Raw genomic sequence first — 16,079 nt, forward strand, 5'->3', positions numbered from 1 at the left:
CGGAAAAAGCGATCCATATTGACGCTGAGCGCCTGCATTAGATTCTCATTCGGATTGCCGCCGGGGGTGGGCTGCCGAGGCGCGTTGGGCTGTCCTGGCCGTGCTTGCTGGCCGAGCGGCGTACCGAGTGAACGGGGGCCGAACATTTGCGCCAAGCTTGTAGCGGGCGCCAGCGCCGCGAGGAGCATTGCGATGGAAAGCGCGTGACGGCGCGACTTGAAGATTGCCAATTGCATTGCAGAGAAACTCGCGCGGAGTGCGGGACTACCTTTGTTCCATCGTAGCCCGGGTGACAGCGAATCGACGACTGGTTAGATTTCGCGGTATGTGGCGATTCGGTAAATCAAGCGCTTTAGAGAGAGTTTAGCACAATGTCGCTTGTCATTCGCTGTCGGCCCAATGGGCCGCTGGTGATCGAAGGCCCGGTAACGGTGGTCGATCACCAAGGCAACCCGTTTCCGATTAACCAAGATAAACCGCTGGTGGCGCTTTGCCGCTGTGGGCAATCGGGGAAGAAGCCGTTTTGCGACGGCACGCACAAGACCTGCGGCTTTATCGCCGAAGAATTGGCGCCAGAGGCGGGCGCATAAAAAGGCCCCCGGAAAGGCTGGGGTCCCAGGGGGGCAAAGGACACCTACCTTGTCCGGGAGCGATTGGACGATCGGCGATCGGTTGGATCGCAAATACCAAAAACGGCTGCTGAAGCGGCCGCCCGCATCCATGCCGGCGAAGTCGCTTCCGGTTGTTCTCGTCCGTATTGGGCGAGGCAACCTCTACGCGTAGATCAGCCTTCTTCGTTTGTAACCATAGTTGGCGCTTCGATTAGCGTCGCGACACCAATCGTTGTTGCCAACGTGAGGCGGGAAAATATGGGAATCGCCACTGAGGGTCAAGGCCGGTTTTTGAGCGGAAATGGTCGAAACCTTGGCGAGGTCCGCCAGCCGTTTTGAGCACGACCCCCGGCCGAGCGGTCGGATTCGCGGCGCGACTGTGGTACAAAATGCCGTTCCAGGGCAAGTTTTTCATTCCGCGTCGAAAGAGGATCGCATGTTTCACGAAGGCGCCATCGAAGGCGTGGTTTTCAAGTCGCTCAAAAAATTCACTGATCGACGCGGTTGGCTGATCGAACTCTATCGCGAGGACGAGTTGCCCCAAGAAAATCATCCGGTCATGGCATACATCAGCCAGACCGAGCCAGGGGTGGCGCGGGGACCGCACTTTCATCACGATCAGGCCGACTATTTCGCCTTTTGCGGGCCGGGAGACTTCAAGCTGTATCTGTGGGACAGCCGCAAGGAGTCGCCGACGCACCTGGCCAAGCAGGTCGTGGTGGTGGGAGAGAGCAACATGCAGGCGGTGATCGTGCCGCCGGGCGTGGTGCACGCCTACAAGAATGTGAGCGACAAGTCGGGCTGGGTCTTCAACGGACCAAATCGCTTGTACGCCGGCCACGGCAAGCAGGAGCCGGTTGACGAGATCCGGTTTGAAGAAGTGGCCGACAGCCCGTACCACCTCGATTAGTCGCTGGTGTTGTCAATCGTCGCCCAGTGTGCGACGGCCGCGCGCTTGCTTTTTTTGCGCGGTGCGCCGTTTGACTTGCAAGCGATCTTCGATCGCGCCGCGCGGAACCTTGGTCGGGCGGCGTTTGCGTGGCGCGGCCAGCACAGCGGCGATCATTGCGCGCAGCTTCTCCAGGCAGTCGGCTGTGTTGCGCCCCTGATCGCGATAGCGCTGGCTTTGGATGATCAGCTCGCCATCCGCCGTAAGACGCGAGCGATAGCGAGTCAAGAAGCGCTCGCGCACGTCCGCGGGCAGGCTGCCGCTGGTCCGCGCGTTCCAGCGCAGCATGGCCTTGGAGTTGACTTTATTGACGTTCTGCCCACCTGGGCCGGAGCTGCGCGCGAAGCTCATTTGCAACTCGCTGGCGGGGATGCGAACGCGGGCGCCGACTTGCAAGGCTTCTGACATGATGGCAAAGACGATAACGAGAAATGGGTGGGCGCGTTCGAGAACGCGCGGACAATTCACTATATTTGGAGCGGCAACCGCGGCTGTTGAGAAATATCGTATGCAAATGCTTGGCGTCTCGCTGGGATTTTTGTGCGTGCTGGTGGCGCCGGCAACGGCCTGGGCAACCGAAAGCGCCGTGCCCAATTTGGCCACGCGCAAGTCGGGCATCGACTGGCCCTGTTTCTTGGGGCCGACGCAGGACAACAAATCGCCAGAGCGCGGCATCCGCCGCGATTGGAAGAGCGGGCCGCCCCCCGTGGTCTGGCAGACCGAGGTGGGCATTGGCTACAGCATGCCGTCGGTGAGCCGCGGGCGCTTGTTTTTGTTCGACGCCGTGGGACAGCAGGCTCGGCTGCGCTGCCTGCACGCCGAGACGGGGCGGCCGCTGTGGGAGTACAAGTACACATTCGAGTACGAAGATTTGTATGGTTACGACAACGGTCCGCGCTGCTTTCCGATTGTCGACGACGACCGCGTTTATCTCTACGGCGTCGAGGGGAGTTTGCACTGTCTTCATGTGGTCGATGGCGCCGTGGTGTGGCGGATCGACCTCAACCAAGAATATGGCGTGGTGCAGAACTTTTTTGGCGTCGGCAGCACGCCGCGGATCGAGGGCGAGCTGCTGATCGTGCAAGTCGGAGGCAGCCCCGCGGAAAGCCAGCGCGTGGCGCCCGGTCAACTGGATCGGGTGAAGGCCAACGGCACGGCGGTGGTGGCGCTGGACAAACGCACCGGCAAGGAGCGGTACCGGCTGGGAGACGACCTGGCCAGCTACGCCTCGCCAGTGGCGGCCACGATCGACGGCCGGCCGTGGTGCTTTGTGTTCGCGCGGCGAGGCCTATTGGGCTTCGATCCCGTGGCGGGGACGAGCGACTTTCATTACCCGTGGCGGGCCAAGATTTTGGAAAGCGTGAACGCTAGTTCGCCGGTGGTGGTGGGGGACCAGGTGTTCATCTCAGAGTGCTACGGCGTGGGCAGTTCGCTTTTGAAGGTGCGCCCCGGCGGCTACGACGTGGTGTGGTCAGACGCCGATCGCGGCCGCGACAAGGCGCTGATGACGCACTGGAACACGCCGATTCATCATGAAGGATATATCTACGCTTCCAGCGGTCGGCACACCGGAGACGCCGAGCTGCGCTGTGTTGAGCTGGCCACCGGCAAGGTGCAGTGGCGCCAGCCCGACCTCTCGCGCTCGTCGCTCTTGTATGTCGATGGGCATTTTGTCTGTTTGGCGGAGAGCGGCAAACTGTATCTGATCCGCGTCAATCCCCAGCGCTTTGAACTGGTGGGAGAAGCGACTTTGATCGACAAGGAGGCCAACGCCAGCGTTTTTGGCCCCGAGCCGCTCATTCAGTATCCGGCCTGGGCCCCGCCGATCCTCTCGCACGGACTGTTGTATCTGCGCGGGCGCGGCCGGCTGGTGTGCGTCGAGTTGATCCCCGACGGCGGCGCGTGACTTGTCGCCGCGGCCTCGGCTCGCCAGACTTGTGACTTCCATCTGAGCGGGCATCCACGCGAGAGAGAACCCATATTGATGAGCAAGACAGTCGCAATCGTTCTGGCCGCCGGCAAAGGGACGCGGATGAAGTCGGACCTGCCGAAAGTGCTGGTCCCGGTGCTGGGTCGGCCCATGATCGAATACGTGCTCGACGCGCTGCGGGCGGGGGGCGTCGAGCAGATGATCGTGGTGGTTGGCTACCGATCCGACCTGGCGCGCGAGCAACTGGGCCGCCACAAGGATGTGAGCTTTGTGGAGCAGACCGAACAGCTTGGGACCGGCCACGCCGTGATGATGTGCAAGGCCGCGTTGGCTGGGCACACGGGGCCGGTGATCGTGGTGGCCGGCGACTCGCCGATGCTGCAAAGCGATTCGGTGGCGCGGCTATTGGCCGAGTACGCCGCCGCGCGGCCGGCCTGCATCCTCGGCTCCACGCACAAAGAAGACCCGACCGGGCTGGGGCGGATTGTGCGCGACGCGACGGGCGCCTTTGTCGGCATCGTCGAGCAGAAAGACGCCACGCCCCAGCAGCAGGCGATCCGCGAAGTGAATATGAGCACGTATCTATTCGACGGACCGGCGCTCTTGCACGCACTCGATCAGTTGAAGGCCGACAACGCGCAGCGCGAGTATTACCTGACCGACTGCCCCGGCATTCTGCGGGCAGAAGGGAAGGACGTGCGCGCTTTGGCGGTGCTGAAACCGGTGGAGGCGCTGAGCATCAACACGGTGGACGAGTTGGGGGTGGTGGAGGCGGCGCTACGGGCGAGGGGGTGAGCAAGGCGGCGGTTGGCCTCGGCCGCCGACCGGCAATCGAGCCAGCGTCGATTAGAAATCGGCGGCATCGGCGCGGGCCGGATTGGGGCCAACCAGCGCGATGCAAGTAACGATTGCGATTAGCCGAATCATTGGGCGCGTGCCCTGCGTCTCAAGAAAAAGGCCAGCGCCAAGCCGCCGATCATCACCACGCCATTCAGGGCGACGATCCACCAGAACAGCGGCGAACGGTTTTGGGCCGGCGGCTCAAACATCTGTCTCAAAGGGGCCACATTCTGTGCGTCGGCCAACAGGCGATCCAGATTCTTGCCGGAGTCTTCATCCCCGGTCGTGAAGATGACATCGCGAATCAAATCGGTCACCTGTGTCCCCTTGGGGAAGGCGAGGACAAAGGTGGCGGGCGGGATCGGCTGATTCCATTTGCTGCGGGCGACGTCGACTTTCGCGACGTACACATTCACGGCCCGGCCTTTGTGCGGATCTTTTCGATTGTAGTTGGTCGTCGTGACCTCGATGGGCGCCCACGCGCCTGAAGGGAGCTGATGCCATTTGTTGACATAGGCATCGCTCCACAGCAGTTCCGCGTCCGAGTCGAGCACATAGCGCTCCACTTTCCGCGGCAGCATGCCGTGGTGGGGGTCGAGCCATACCCGAAAGCCATAATTTTGGAACGACGTTTTGGGGGTGGGGGGAGAGTGGATCAGGACGGCGCCATCGGGCTCCAGGGTCGCTGTCATCGTTGGTCGCAAGCGAAAAATCTTGACCCACGGCATGTTACCGAATTCGGTCTTGAAGAAGGCTGAGTAGTCCTCCGCATCGAACAATATTCGGCCCTTGTGCGGTTTGATCGCGCCGAGTCTCAGGTCTGGTTCCAATTCCCGCATGGCTTCGCCATCCAATACCTGAATGGCCCTGGGATTGGCAGCTTGGGCGCTGACGAAATACTCAATCCGCCGCTGGCCGCTGGGGGACATGACCTGGCGATAGAAATGTTGCTCAGACTTTTGCGGCTCGCCCGGGAGCCTTTCAGCCCACTCGGTAATTGGAACCTGTTGCCCCTCAATGGTGCGCGTGCCGATGACGACGTGCTTCATCGGCCAACTCATGCGGACCTGCATGACCACATCGAGGGAAGTGATTGTCTTGGTCGCCTGCTCGAACAGCGCGAACGCCTGTTCGGGGGGCATCTGCTGCTGCGCGATGACAGGTGTGCAGCAAACTGCCAGGATGGCTACCGTGCCCAACATGGAGGACCGCATTGGATCAACCTATGAGGACTTGCTCGGACAATTGGTGGCAAAGGCAACAGGCGATCTGGTAGACGCGTCGGCGCCAACCGTTCGACGATACTCGCACACGTTGCCATGCCGACGGCATGCTGGCTTCCGGTGAAGAAGAGCAAAGCTGTTTCGCACGCAGAGTTGGGCGTGCCAGATGTCTGCCACACTTGGCCGGAATTGCCTCGCGAGTGGATGCATAATCCCGAATGACCTCCTTCCTTGTATCATCCGAATCGACCTAGTCAACAAAATTCTTTTAAGTTGGCGGCGCGACGGCGCGAGAGAAGAGGAGAAGAAAACCGCAGAGACGCGGAGTTGCGGAGGATGCAAAGGAGGAGGAAATAGGAAAAAGCCCCCCTCACCGCAACCTGCGGCCTGCGCCTCTCCGCCTACTGCGCTTCGCTACGTGGGGCGAGGCGGAAGAAGAGAACCGCTAAGGCGCGAAGCCACATTGAAAGAAGCGAGAGATCAAGAGAGCAGAGGAGCAGGTGAGGTGGCAAGATGGCTGCGGGGCGACGGCTACGGGGCGGCGGGCCGTGGTGCGACGTCGCAACTTCCGTCAACGCTCGACTATCCCCTCAGTTTCCGGTTGACGAATGCGCGTTGGGCGCCGCTCAATCCCAGCCGATGTTGTCCACGCCGTCGGGCGTGACGCGAAGGCGCGCGGCGCGGATGGCGCTAGTCGGTCCTTCTTCGTAGTACACGACCAGCACGCTGTGATCTTTAAGTTCTACCGTCGAGGGATAGGCGCCGAACACCGAATCGATCTCGAAAGGGCCTTGCCAGCTTTGAGCGTTGTCGCGACTGATATGCAGCGATGTTGTCGGCGCCCGATGCGTGAGCAAGATTTCTCCGCTCGAAAGCCGCGTCAGGTGCGGACAGTGACCTAGAAAGCCGCTGTCTTTGATCTTGGACCAGGTGACCCCCTGATCGGTGCTGGTGGCGAAGTGCAGGTTGATTTTGCCGTCGCCGCGCAAGGCGGCCAAGATCGTGCCGTCGGGCAGGCGCAGCACGTCGGTCTCGGCGTCGAGTCGAACGCCGCTATCGGGATCGATGGCCACCGGCTCGCTCCAAGTGCGGCCGCCATCGGTCGAGCGCAGCACGGCGCCGTAAGCGGTCGTGGAGTCGGCGGTGTACACGCCTAGCAAGAGCGTGCCGTCTGGCAGTTCGCGCACCGGTGCCGATACGGCCCAAACATTTGCCGCCAGCACCCGCGGCTCGGTCTGCCAGCTTTGGCCGCCGTCTGTCGATTGCACGAGACACACATCGTGCTCATCTTTGTCGTTGACCCTTCGATACTGAAAGAAGCTGCACACGAGCGTGCCATCGCTCAGGAGGGCGATGTGCGGATCGCGATCGTCTTGCGGTCCGTCGAACAGCACCCGCGGCGGAGTCCAGGTCTTGCCCTCGTCTTTCGATTCGACCATGCACACGCGCCCGCCGCAGGGCCACTCGGCGTTGGGCAGCGAAACATGCCCGTAGCCAGCGTAGAAGACGCAAGCGAGATCGCCGCTGGGCAGGCGACACGCATCGGGAAACGCCTGATAAGGGCCCGCCTCCTCGCCGCGCGAGATGACGATGTGCTGAGACGGTTCGGCCGACCACGCAGGCAGACAAACGCCGGCGACAAGAGACAGGAGAGCGGCCGACAGACCAAGCAGCAGGGGGCGGAAGCAGGTCATGAGATTGCGCCTCGGCGGGTGGGGAGTGGGTGGGCAAGCCACATTGTATCACGGACCATTGGGGGCTGCGCGAGATGGCAATGTAAAACTGGACGCGCGGGCATGGGGAAAAAGGTCGCCGCCGTAACCAAACGATTGCAAGGCTACTCGACGACGAGCCAAGTCATGGCGCTCGGCGGGATGGCGACTTCAACCGTCGCGAAGCCTTGGCGATCGAGCGGGTGTGCTTTGGATTCTCCTTCTTCTTGGCGAATCTTGGCGACGTCGACCAGGCCGGTGTAGTAGAGCGGAATGCGGAGCGCGCGCGTGACCGGTTCTGGCAGCGGATTATAAATCGCCACCAGTCCCTTGCGCTTGAGCTTGGGATTGACGTGCACGATGAAGTCGACGTCGCGGCCATCCGCGCGGCGGCCGTGGACGATGTCGGATTCGAGGATGTCGCGGTATTTTTTGAACCAGGTCACCCACCGCGTCACGAGTTGCTTTGTTTCGTCGGAGTCATAGAGACGCGGCCCGCGCCAGCAGGCTTGCACTCCGGCGCCCAGATTGGCGGCCAAATGGGCTTCGTAGGCGGGCAAGTGCTCTTTGAGCGGCTCGATCGTCGCGGCCTCGCCGCCTCCCTGGTATTGCGTGAGCGGCACGAACATCCAACCCATCGTCACGGTCTTGTTCCACGTGCCGTCGTAAATGTGCTGCCGCGCGTGAATGATCTGCTGCTCGCGCGGCAGCGACCAGTTGGTTTCGCGGTATCCCATGCCCGTCTTGTTGCCGCCGACCAGGAAGTAGCAGTCGGGCTGATTCACATAGACGCCGCGCGCACGGCACCACGAATAAAGGTCGCGACTCATTTCCCACTGGGCCCATTGCGAATCAGCCAGTCCGCGATGCCCAGGGTGGGTGGCGCTGGCGCACAGATCGCCCGGATAGGGACCGTCGTGTTCGAGCAGATCGAAGCCAGTCTGCTCGATGAACTGCTTGATCTTCTTTTCGTACTCCTGTCCCCAGCGGCTACAGAAACAAGGCGCGTTGCCGAAAATAGCGCCGCCAGGTTTGCCGGTCGTGGGATTGATGACGTCGCTTTCGGCGTCGATCGATCGGCTGCTGAAGAGGGAGTACCCGCCAACATGAATCCCCTTGGCATGGGCGTAGTCGACATCGGTTTTGATCCGGGCGATGTAATCGGGATCGGCGCTTTCCATGTTCAGCCCGCTGCCGAACGAGTGAATGATCATTTCAAAGCCGACCTCGGCGCATTGATCGACCGCATTGCGAAACGCGGCGCCTTCGGAACCGAGCACATGCATCATGAGCGGGTTTTCGGTCGTCCAGGGGGCGAGGGTTCGCCAAACGCGGCGCATGGTGAGTCCCTGGCGCTCGCGGTCGGTCGCGTCTTGCATGACGAGATAGACCCAGAACGACGTGAGCGATTCGCCGGGCGCAAGCGTCTTGCCTGGTCCTAGCGGCGGCTTGCATGCCAACAGACAAGGCGTTTGCAGGTTGTAGCTGACCTGCGTGGTGTATTCGGGATCGGGCAGCCAGTTGGCCACACGATTCGCGGTGTCGGCATCGACTCCGTGGAACATGTAGTCGGAAAGGACTTCGATCGGGGGGCGGCGCCATTGCGCGGGTTCGCGCGAGTCGACGTTCGACTCGCCTTCGACCGTTGCCAAAATCTCGGTGGTCAACCCGTCGATCGTGATTGCGCGATCGCCGCCATTGGTGATGACGACTCGCTTGGCCACGACGGGCACGCCATCGTAAATCTCATGGCGAACCGCGACATGCAGACCCTTCCATTCGTCGCCGCGCGGTTCGAAGTGCAACAGCACGCCACTTCCTGTCGGAGGCCAGGGGCGATCTTCGGAGTGGCGGACGCGTTTCCACTCCAGTCGCTTATCGGGCGCCACCACTTCCCAGCCGATGAGCCGCAGCGAGTCGGGATTTTCTTGGAGAGAGTCGATCCAAGCATTGGTCAGATAGGCATGAACCGGTTGGCCAGAAAGACCACCGACCTGCAATGGCTTGCCGTCGATGACAGCCATCGCCTCGGGCCGCACGCTGCGCAGCAAGCTGGCGCCGGTGCGGAGATCGTCGAGCGCCACGGTGGCGCCATTCGGGGCCACGCGGATCGCGCGGCGAACCAGGCCGTTATCGAGGACGAGCGACTTGCCATCACTGGAGCGGAAGACTCCGGCCTGGGTCGCGGAATCGTCGATGAGCCAGTCGCGGCTGGCAGAGAGGGGTCGATGCGGCGCCTCGGGCAGCGCTTCAAGCGAGGGTTCGGCGCAGGACTGGTCGATCAAAAGCGCCAAGCAGCCAACGAGCAGCAATCCACGAAGCAGAATCGACATCGCGCGCACCTATTGCATGTGTTGAGGAAGTTGTGAGTGGCCCCCAGGTTGGAATTTGGCAGCCGGTTCGAACCGCCGAGTCGCCGGCAGCAGAGGTATGACGGACAGGTGCGAATGACGATTGGCCGAACAGGGGCGGGGCGAGCTTGAGTTTGGTTGCTTTGCGCCATACTCCGACCCTGGAGCGCGCCATCATGCGAGAGAGTACCAAGCAGTTGGTATCGTCGCCAGTCGCGGCGTCGCGGTCGCGGATGTAGACGACGCGCATAAAAAAGGCAGGCGGCAGCAAGAATGAACCAATCCCGGCGCCGTCGCGTAGCACCCATAGAACAACCGGTGTGTAGCCGCCGACCGGCGGGATGCCGCAGGATAAATACAGTCAGGACACAGATCGTCAGGTGTCGAGCCATGAGCGACCAGCCCCAGGAGCAACCCAGCGCCAAAACGCCGCGCAAGTCGGACACTAGCCGCTTTGCCATGCAATCGACCAATGAGTTTCGCGTGCTGGACAAGCCGACCGGCGAGTGGGTCAAAATCGAAGAATTGCTGCGCCGCCGGCGCGAGCGAGGCGAACTGCCGCCCGAGGAGGGCGATGCTGCGCAAGACACTGCTGCCGAATCAGCGGCCGAAGCGGAGAAAGCGACCGATCCGGCGCGCGTGCGCGCCGCAAAGCCGGATCGCGTTAACACGGCGATTGACGGCCCCATTGACGGCATGGAGCAGCAGCGCCTGCCATTTACTGACTAGCGATCATCCCTTCCTGCCAATCAATCTCGACAGTCGCGCGATTGCAGGGACGTGTTCCGATGGCGCGCAAAATCTCGTACGCCGGGCAGGACGCGCTGGCCGGCGATCTCGACCAGCGCGAGATGTCGGCGTGTGGCGCGACGGCGGTACTACGGCGTGCGAGGAACAGAGGTCGCCATGCCCGCAAGCCACTCAACCGGAAACGGTTTCCGATTGCCTGCTGCGAATCCGCGCTGCCAATGGCTGCTGGCAGGATCGCTAAGCTGAGCGTTCGGAAGATGTTGTGGCGAAGCTGCCCAGTAAGGATTCGAACCTTAACTAAGTGGTCCAGAGCCACCCGTGCTACCGTTACACCACCGGGCAGTAGCTTGACGCCCTGCGCTGTCGATATCGGCAGGGCTAGCTTCAACTTATGACGATTGGCGAAGGCAGTCAAGAGGGCCCGGCGCGGCGCCGCGGCTGGCCCGCGCCAGGTTTGCGATTCTCGCGAGAGTTAATAGCTCAGGGTTCTGGCAGGGGCTGATTTCTCTTTGCTTTAGGTGGCCTGAGTTTGGTAGCGTACTGCATCTGTAGCGCGCCCGTAGGGAGGCGTCTCCCTGGCGGCGCGCCGCTGCGACTGGCGCATTGCCGTGATCGCACGCACACGCCTGCCTCTTGCCATCCGCACCGCCACATGGCCTGCCTCCAAGTATTGAAGGGTTTGAACCCCGGGCAACTCTTTCCGCTCGATGGCGAGCGGTTTGTGTTGGGTCGGCATCCGGATTGCGACATTGTGCTCGATGTGGGCGCAGTGAGCCGACAGCACGCGCAGATCACGCAGGAGAACGGCGGTTACTTCGTCGAGGATCTGCATAGCCGCAACGGCACCATCGTCAATGGCCGCGCCATTGAAGAACGCTATGCGCTGCAAGAGAACGACCGACTGAAGATCTGCGACCTGTTGTTCACCTTTCACCTGGGACGACCCGGCGACGTGGCGCAAGCCCGCGTCAAGCCTACCGAAACCGAGCCCGCCGTTTTGCTCGACGACGAGGAACCCGACGTTGGTTCTTCGACGATCATGTCGAAGCTCGACCTGTCGATTTCAGAGTCGGGCCTGCGGATGACGGTCCGCCCCGAGGCCAAGCTGCGGGCCTTGATGGAGATCACGCACAACCTGGGGCGCACCCTGTCGGTCGACGCCGTGCTGCCGAAGCTGCTCGACAGTCTGTTCAAGATTTTCATTCAGGCCGATCGCGGGCTGATCGTGCTCCGCGAGTCGGAGGGCGCCCCGCTGATGCTCAAGGCGGTCAAGCATCGGCGGCCGGGCGATGAAGATTCGATGCGCGTCAGCCGGACGATCGTGCTGCAGGCGATGAACTCGAAAGAGGCGATCCTGTCGGCCGACGCCGCCAGCGACGCGCGGTTCGACATGAGCCAAAGCATCGCCGATTTTCGGATTCGCTCGCTGATGTGCGCGCCCTTGTTGGACAGCGACAACCACGCGCTGGGCGTCATTCAGATCGACACTGTCGATCAGCGCAGCGGCTTTCGCCAGGACGATTTGGAGGTGCTGGCCAGCGTCGCGCGGCAGGCGGCCTTGGTGATCGAAAACGCAGGACTGCACGAGTCGGCGCTGCGACAGCAGCGCACCGAACGCGATCTGGAACTGGCCCATCAGGTGCAGCGCGGCTTTCTGCCCGCGGGCCCGCCCAAGTTCGACGGCTACGAATTCTTCGATTTTTATGAATCGGCGACGCAACTTGGCGGCGACTATTACGACTATGTGGAACTGCCGGGCAATCGATTGGCGATCGTGGTGGCCGATGTGGCGGGCAAAGGAATCCCCGCGGCGCTCTTGATGGCCAAATTATCGGCCGACGTGCGTTATTGTCTGGCGGCCGAGCGCGACGTGGCCAAGGCGCTCAAGTGCATCAATGGCGCTTTCGCCAGCGCGGGCTGGCAAGACCGGTTTGTCACCTGCGCCGTGGCGGTCCTCGACCGCGAACAGCATGAAGCGACGATCGTCAACGCAGGTCACTTGCCCCCCTTGTGGCGGCGGATCGACGGCAGCGTCACACCGATTGGCGAGGCGGAGACCGGTATCCCGCTTGGCATTGACGTCGACTACGACTATGAGCAGATCACCGTGCGACTGGCGCCAGGCGGCCGCATCGCCATTTTCACCGATGGGCTGAGCGAGGCGATGAACGCCGAGGGACAACTGTTCGGCATCGCCCGCATTACGGAAGAATTGAAGGCGCCGATCGCGGGCGCCAGCGCGCTGGGCCGACACCTGCTCGACAGCGTACGGCAGTTTGTCGGCCGGCACCCACAGAGCGACGACATGTGTCTGGCGATCTTTGGCCGCACGGAATGAAGCGCGGCGCGGCTATTCAAAGATATTCATAGCGGCTAGTTCGCACGAGTGTCTTATTTCGCGCCTTTGAGCGCCTGCTGCGCGCCGCGGTTCTTGAGGAACGCCACCAGATCGATGAATTCCTGGAAACTCAACTGCGCCGTCACCCCCTCGGGCATGAGGCTTTTTTTGCTTTCGACCAATTCATCGAGATCGCTGCGCGGGATCACGATGTCCTTGCCTTGCGCGTCGCGCAGCGTCACTTGCTGATCGTCGGCCGACACGCGCAGGCCGGTGTAAACCTGTCCGCCTTTGGTTGTGGCGCTGAAGGTGGCATAGCCCTCCTTGATCTCCTTGGAAGGATCGATCATCGATTCCATGATTTTGGTCACGGTGTGCGTGTCCCAAATTCGCGTCAGATCGGGACCAACCTGGCCGCCGACCCCCTCTAGCTTGTGGCAGATGGCGCATTGGCTCTTTTGCGAGTTGAGATACACCTCGCGACCGTGATCGGCATCGCCAGTCGTTTGCACCAGCGCTTCGACGCGGGCCACTTCGGCGGGGTCGAGCGACAGCAACAGTCCACCGCGCAGCACCTGCTGCAACAATTGCGGGAACTCTCCTTCCTCCTCGTTGGCGATGTGTTTTTGCAGCGCGGCCGAAATCTCTGGCAACAACTGCCGATCGAGTTTGCCGGCCACGAACTGTTCAGCCAGTTGTTTGGCCTGCGCAGGATCGGCGCCGAGCATGGCGATGGCGCTACGGCCAGCGGCCGTATCGCCGCTGGCAAGCATCGCCTCGGCCAAGGGGCGGCCCATCGAAAAATCGACCGCGCAAACCAAGGCGACCAGATCGGCGCGGAGATCGGCGTGCTCAGGATCGCCGGACAGTGCGACGAGGCGATCCAATTCCAGTTCTACTCCCTTGGCCGACTTGTGTCCCCAGGGCAGTTCTTGCTCCCGCAGTTGCGACAGCGCGGTGACAATGGCCTGTCGCTCGGCAAGCGACTTGCGCCGATCGGCGATAGCGGCCACCAAGGCCGGCACGGCCTCCACCAGATGATTCTCGCCCAGCAACGAGATCACTCCGATGCGCAGTTGTTCATCGGGGTCTTTGAGGAGTTTGATCGCAATAGGCAACGCCAGCGCGGTGGGGGCGCCGTGAATGCTGGCCAGACTTTCGAGCCCGGCAAGTTGCAGCGTCGCGGCGGCGTCTGACTGCCGCGCCAGCCAACTGGCCAGTACGGCGCCGTCGATGGGCGGCTCGACCTGAATGCGGCGGTAGGTCGTCAGCACGCGGCGCTGTTGATCTTGATTCAGCAGGCTGGGTTCGGTGAGCAAGCGGTCGAGCGCCGCGGCGGCTGGCGCCGTTCGCATGGCCTCAAGCGCGGCAATCGACATCTCGCGTAGATCGAAGTCGCGTCCCAGCGCGCCTTGGACCATAAGATTTATGCCGTCTTGGCCCAGCAGCTCAAGGCCATGCAAGATGCCGTCGCGCAGATAAGGGTCGTCATCTGGCGCATTGGCCAGCGCCGACCAGAGGGCGCCGGCCGCCACGTGCCGCGCCGCGTGTCCCTGTTCGAGCTGGCTGGCTATTTGACCCACCGCGACGGCCGCCGCGCGGCGCACCGCCGGATGCGGATCGTTGAGCGTGGCGGTCAACGACGTCAGCCGGGGAACATGAATATCCTCGCGCGTGGTGTTGCGCCCCAATAGTTCCGCCGCCAAGCGGCGCAACTCGAGATTCTGGTCGCTCAACAGGCCAATCAAGCCGAGTTGCACGCTGGCGTCGTAAAGTCGCGCGGCGCCGGCCGCCGCGGCGGCGCGCGCATGGGCTGGCCGCGCGGTGTCGCGCGCCATCGTAACGAGCTTGTCGCGCTGCCGCGCGCCGCGTTGCATTAGTTCTTCCAGCGCGCGCTTGCGCAGTTCAAAGTCCGGGCTATCCAAGAGCTGATACAACTCGTCGTCCTTGGCGCCGTGGATGCTGGCCCAGGCATCCATCTTTCCGGGCGCGATCGCCGGGGACTCTGACGTTCCTTCCCATGTCAGGCGGTAGATGCGTCCATGCTCGCCATCGCCCCACAACCGACCGGCGCCCCCCGAATCGGTGCGCCAGTCGACAATGTAGATCGCGCCGTCGGGTCCCATGACCGCCTGGCACGGTCGGAACAGCCCATCTTCCGTCTTCATCAACTCGAACTGTTCGATCACGGCGAAGGTGCTGCCACGTCGCTCCACGCGGTAGGCGCGCACTAGCTTGCGATACACATCGGGATAGATCAGCAGTCCGCGAAAGAACTCCGGAAAACTGGTTCCTTGATAGATCAACAATCCCGCTGGCGCCCCGCGCCCCGTCTTGAGCATTGCGGGCAGCGTGCCCGGCCGCTCGCCAAAGGCGGCGCCTAGCTCGAAATCGGTGCGGCAGCAGATCGTACCGGGCGCCAGTCGCCATCCGTAGTCAGCGCCATCGACCACGTGCATGAGCCGAACGCCTTGAAACTTGCTGCCGTCTTCCTGGTCGTTGTCGACATGAAACAGGTTGTACATGTGGTCGAACGACACATCGCGGTACGGATTGCGAAAACCGCGGGCGAACTCGTGCAACTGTGACCCATCGGGCCGGCAGCGCAGCACCGCCCCGGTGCGCAGCACGGTGGCGCGACTGCCGTCGCTCCCCTCGCCGCGGTTGTCGTCGTCGCCGCTGGTGATGAACAGCCAGCCATCGGGCGACATTGTCATGCCAGACGCTTGATGATGATGAAAACCGCAAAGGCCGCGGACGATCTCTTCTTCCTTCCACTTGCCGTCACCAGCGGGTCGGCGGCGAATAACATGGCCGAGCGAGGAGAGATACACCCAGCCATCGTGCAGCAGGATGCTGGAGGGTATCTCCAAATCGTTCATCACCACCGTCGCCTGCTCGTAGTGGCCGTCGCCATCGGCGTCGTGCAAGGTTTTTAGCTCGTCGCGGACGCTCTTTTGAATGCGGTTGACCTGGGCTGTGTTCCCGTCACGATAGCGCACCTCATAGGTCGTGTGTTTTGCTTCGGGGGCGAATCGCCACTCCAGCACCCACGGCGTCCCTTGATCGTCGAACGTCATGCCCACGGGGTTCACCGTCGCCGGTTGTTCGGCGACAATTTCCACTCGCAGGCCAGCCGGAGTCGTCAGCCCCGCCAAACGGGGGTCTTTGGTCCCTTGATCGATCATTTGCACCCACGACGGGGTGGGGCGCGGCGCGAACTCGTTTTGGTTGTAGTCGTCGGCCGCTGGCGGCGCCTCGATGGCGCTGGCGCTCGCCGCGCCGGCCAGAACGAGAATGGCCATCAAAATCGAGCGCGAGACATGCGGCGCATGCATGCTGAAATGCCTCAAAGTTGCGAACAATCGAAGGATG

11 protein-coding genes and 1 tRNA gene are annotated in these 16,079 nt (G+C 62.3%); 6 read left to right on the plus strand and 6 right to left on the minus strand.

Features of this window, described 5'->3' with window-relative positions:
* Positions 1–371: 371 nt before the first annotated feature.
* Together K1X71_03240 and K1X71_03245 are read left to right on the plus strand one after the other, a co-directional pair.
* Positions 372–590: a CDGSH iron-sulfur domain-containing protein gene (locus tag K1X71_03240; protein ID MBX7072139.1), complete on the plus strand. Its 219-nt coding sequence runs from the start codon at positions 372–374 to the stop codon at positions 588–590.
* A 457-nt stretch (positions 591–1,047) separates the two neighbouring features.
* The gene (locus K1X71_03245; GenBank protein MBX7072140.1) at positions 1,048–1,521 is read left to right on the plus strand and encodes a dTDP-4-dehydrorhamnose 3,5-epimerase family protein; all 474 of its coding nucleotides are present in this window, start codon (positions 1,048–1,050) and stop codon (positions 1,519–1,521) included.
* A gap of 12 nt (positions 1,522–1,533) precedes the next feature.
* Here the strand turns inward: K1X71_03245 and arfB are convergent, their stop codons facing one another.
* Positions 1,534–1,968 (minus strand): aminoacyl-tRNA hydrolase, encoded by a 435-nt coding sequence (gene arfB / locus K1X71_03250; protein ID MBX7072141.1) that lies wholly within the window; start codon positions 1,966–1,968, stop codon positions 1,534–1,536.
* Positions 1,969–2,068: 100 nt separating this feature from the next.
* On the opposite strand from arfB, the gene K1X71_03255 reads away from it, so the two are divergent.
* Positions 2,069–3,466: a PQQ-like beta-propeller repeat protein gene (locus tag K1X71_03255; protein ID MBX7072142.1), complete on the plus strand. Its 1,398-nt coding sequence runs from the start codon at positions 2,069–2,071 to the stop codon at positions 3,464–3,466.
* 78 nt (positions 3,467–3,544) lie between these two features.
* Positions 3,545–4,285, plus strand: coding sequence for an NTP transferase domain-containing protein (locus tag K1X71_03260; protein ID MBX7072143.1), 741 nt, complete (start codon positions 3,545–3,547; stop codon positions 4,283–4,285).
* A 128-nt stretch (positions 4,286–4,413) separates the two neighbouring features.
* Here K1X71_03260 and K1X71_03265 read toward each other — a convergent pair whose 3' ends face one another.
* The 3 genes from K1X71_03265 to K1X71_03275 all read right to left on the minus strand — a co-directional run bounded on the left by K1X71_03265 (position 4,414) and on the right by K1X71_03275 (position 9,598).
* Positions 4,414–5,529, minus strand: coding sequence for a hypothetical protein (locus tag K1X71_03265; protein MBX7072144.1), 1,116 nt, complete (start codon positions 5,527–5,529; stop codon positions 4,414–4,416).
* Between the two features lie 650 nt (positions 5,530–6,179).
* The gene (locus K1X71_03270) at positions 6,180–7,247 is read right to left on the minus strand and encodes a glycoside hydrolase (protein ID MBX7072145.1); all 1,068 of its coding nucleotides are present in this window, start codon (positions 7,245–7,247) and stop codon (positions 6,180–6,182) included.
* A 143-nt stretch (positions 7,248–7,390) separates the two neighbouring features.
* Complete coding sequence (locus tag K1X71_03275) at positions 7,391–9,598, minus strand: hypothetical protein (protein MBX7072146.1); 2,208 nt, start codon at positions 9,596–9,598, stop codon at positions 7,391–7,393.
* 408 nt (positions 9,599–10,006) lie between these two features.
* Here K1X71_03275 and K1X71_03280 point away from each other — a divergent pair, with 408 nt between their 5' ends.
* Complete coding sequence (locus K1X71_03280) at positions 10,007–10,345, plus strand: hypothetical protein (protein ID MBX7072147.1); 339 nt, start codon at positions 10,007–10,009, stop codon at positions 10,343–10,345.
* A 292-nt stretch (positions 10,346–10,637) separates the two neighbouring features.
* Here K1X71_03280 and K1X71_03285 read toward each other — a convergent pair.
* Positions 10,638–10,708 (minus strand) — tRNA-Gln (locus K1X71_03285).
* Positions 10,709–11,018: 310 nt separating this feature from the next.
* Between K1X71_03285 and K1X71_03290 the strand changes: the two genes are divergently transcribed.
* Positions 11,019–12,704: a SpoIIE family protein phosphatase gene (locus K1X71_03290; protein ID MBX7072148.1), complete on the plus strand. Its 1,686-nt coding sequence runs from the start codon at positions 11,019–11,021 to the stop codon at positions 12,702–12,704.
* Positions 12,705–12,757: 53 nt separating this feature from the next.
* Here the strand turns inward: K1X71_03290 and K1X71_03295 are convergent, their stop codons facing one another.
* Positions 12,758–16,009 (minus strand): PQQ-dependent sugar dehydrogenase, encoded by a 3,252-nt coding sequence (locus tag K1X71_03295; GenBank protein ID MBX7072149.1) that lies wholly within the window; start codon positions 16,007–16,009, stop codon positions 12,758–12,760.
* Positions 16,010–16,079: the final 70 nt, after the last annotated feature.

The sequence above is a fragment of the Pirellulales bacterium genome (genome assembly GCA_019694455.1).
Taxonomy (GTDB): Bacteria; Planctomycetota; Planctomycetia; order Pirellulales; family JAEUIK01; genus JAIBBY01.

Bases quoted from the DNA above. Each gene is read 5' to 3' on its own strand.
- K1X71_03240 (MBX7072139.1), top strand. From the start codon at position 372: ATGTCGCTTGTCATTCGCTGTCGGCCCAATGGGCCGCTGGTGATCGAA.
- K1X71_03245 (MBX7072140.1), top strand. From the start codon at position 1,048: ATGTTTCACGAAGGCGCCATCGAAGGCGTGGTTTTCAAGTCGCTCAAA.
- arfB (MBX7072141.1), bottom strand. From the start codon at position 1,968: ATGTCAGAAGCCTTGCAAGTCGGCGCCCGCGTTCGCATCCCCGCCAGC.
- K1X71_03255 (MBX7072142.1), top strand. From the start codon at position 2,069: ATGCAAATGCTTGGCGTCTCGCTGGGATTTTTGTGCGTGCTGGTGGCG.
- K1X71_03260 (MBX7072143.1), top strand. From the start codon at position 3,545: ATGAGCAAGACAGTCGCAATCGTTCTGGCCGCCGGCAAAGGGACGCGG.
- K1X71_03270 (MBX7072145.1), bottom strand. From the start codon at position 7,247: ATGACCTGCTTCCGCCCCCTGCTGCTTGGTCTGTCGGCCGCTCTCCTG.
- K1X71_03275 (MBX7072146.1), bottom strand. From the start codon at position 9,598: ATGTCGATTCTGCTTCGTGGATTGCTGCTCGTTGGCTGCTTGGCGCTT.
- K1X71_03280 (MBX7072147.1), top strand. From the start codon at position 10,007: ATGAGCGACCAGCCCCAGGAGCAACCCAGCGCCAAAACGCCGCGCAAG.
- K1X71_03290 (MBX7072148.1), top strand. From the start codon at position 11,019: ATGGCCTGCCTCCAAGTATTGAAGGGTTTGAACCCCGGGCAACTCTTT.
- K1X71_03295 (MBX7072149.1), bottom strand. From the start codon at position 16,009: ATGGCCATTCTCGTTCTGGCCGGCGCGGCGAGCGCCAGCGCCATCGAG.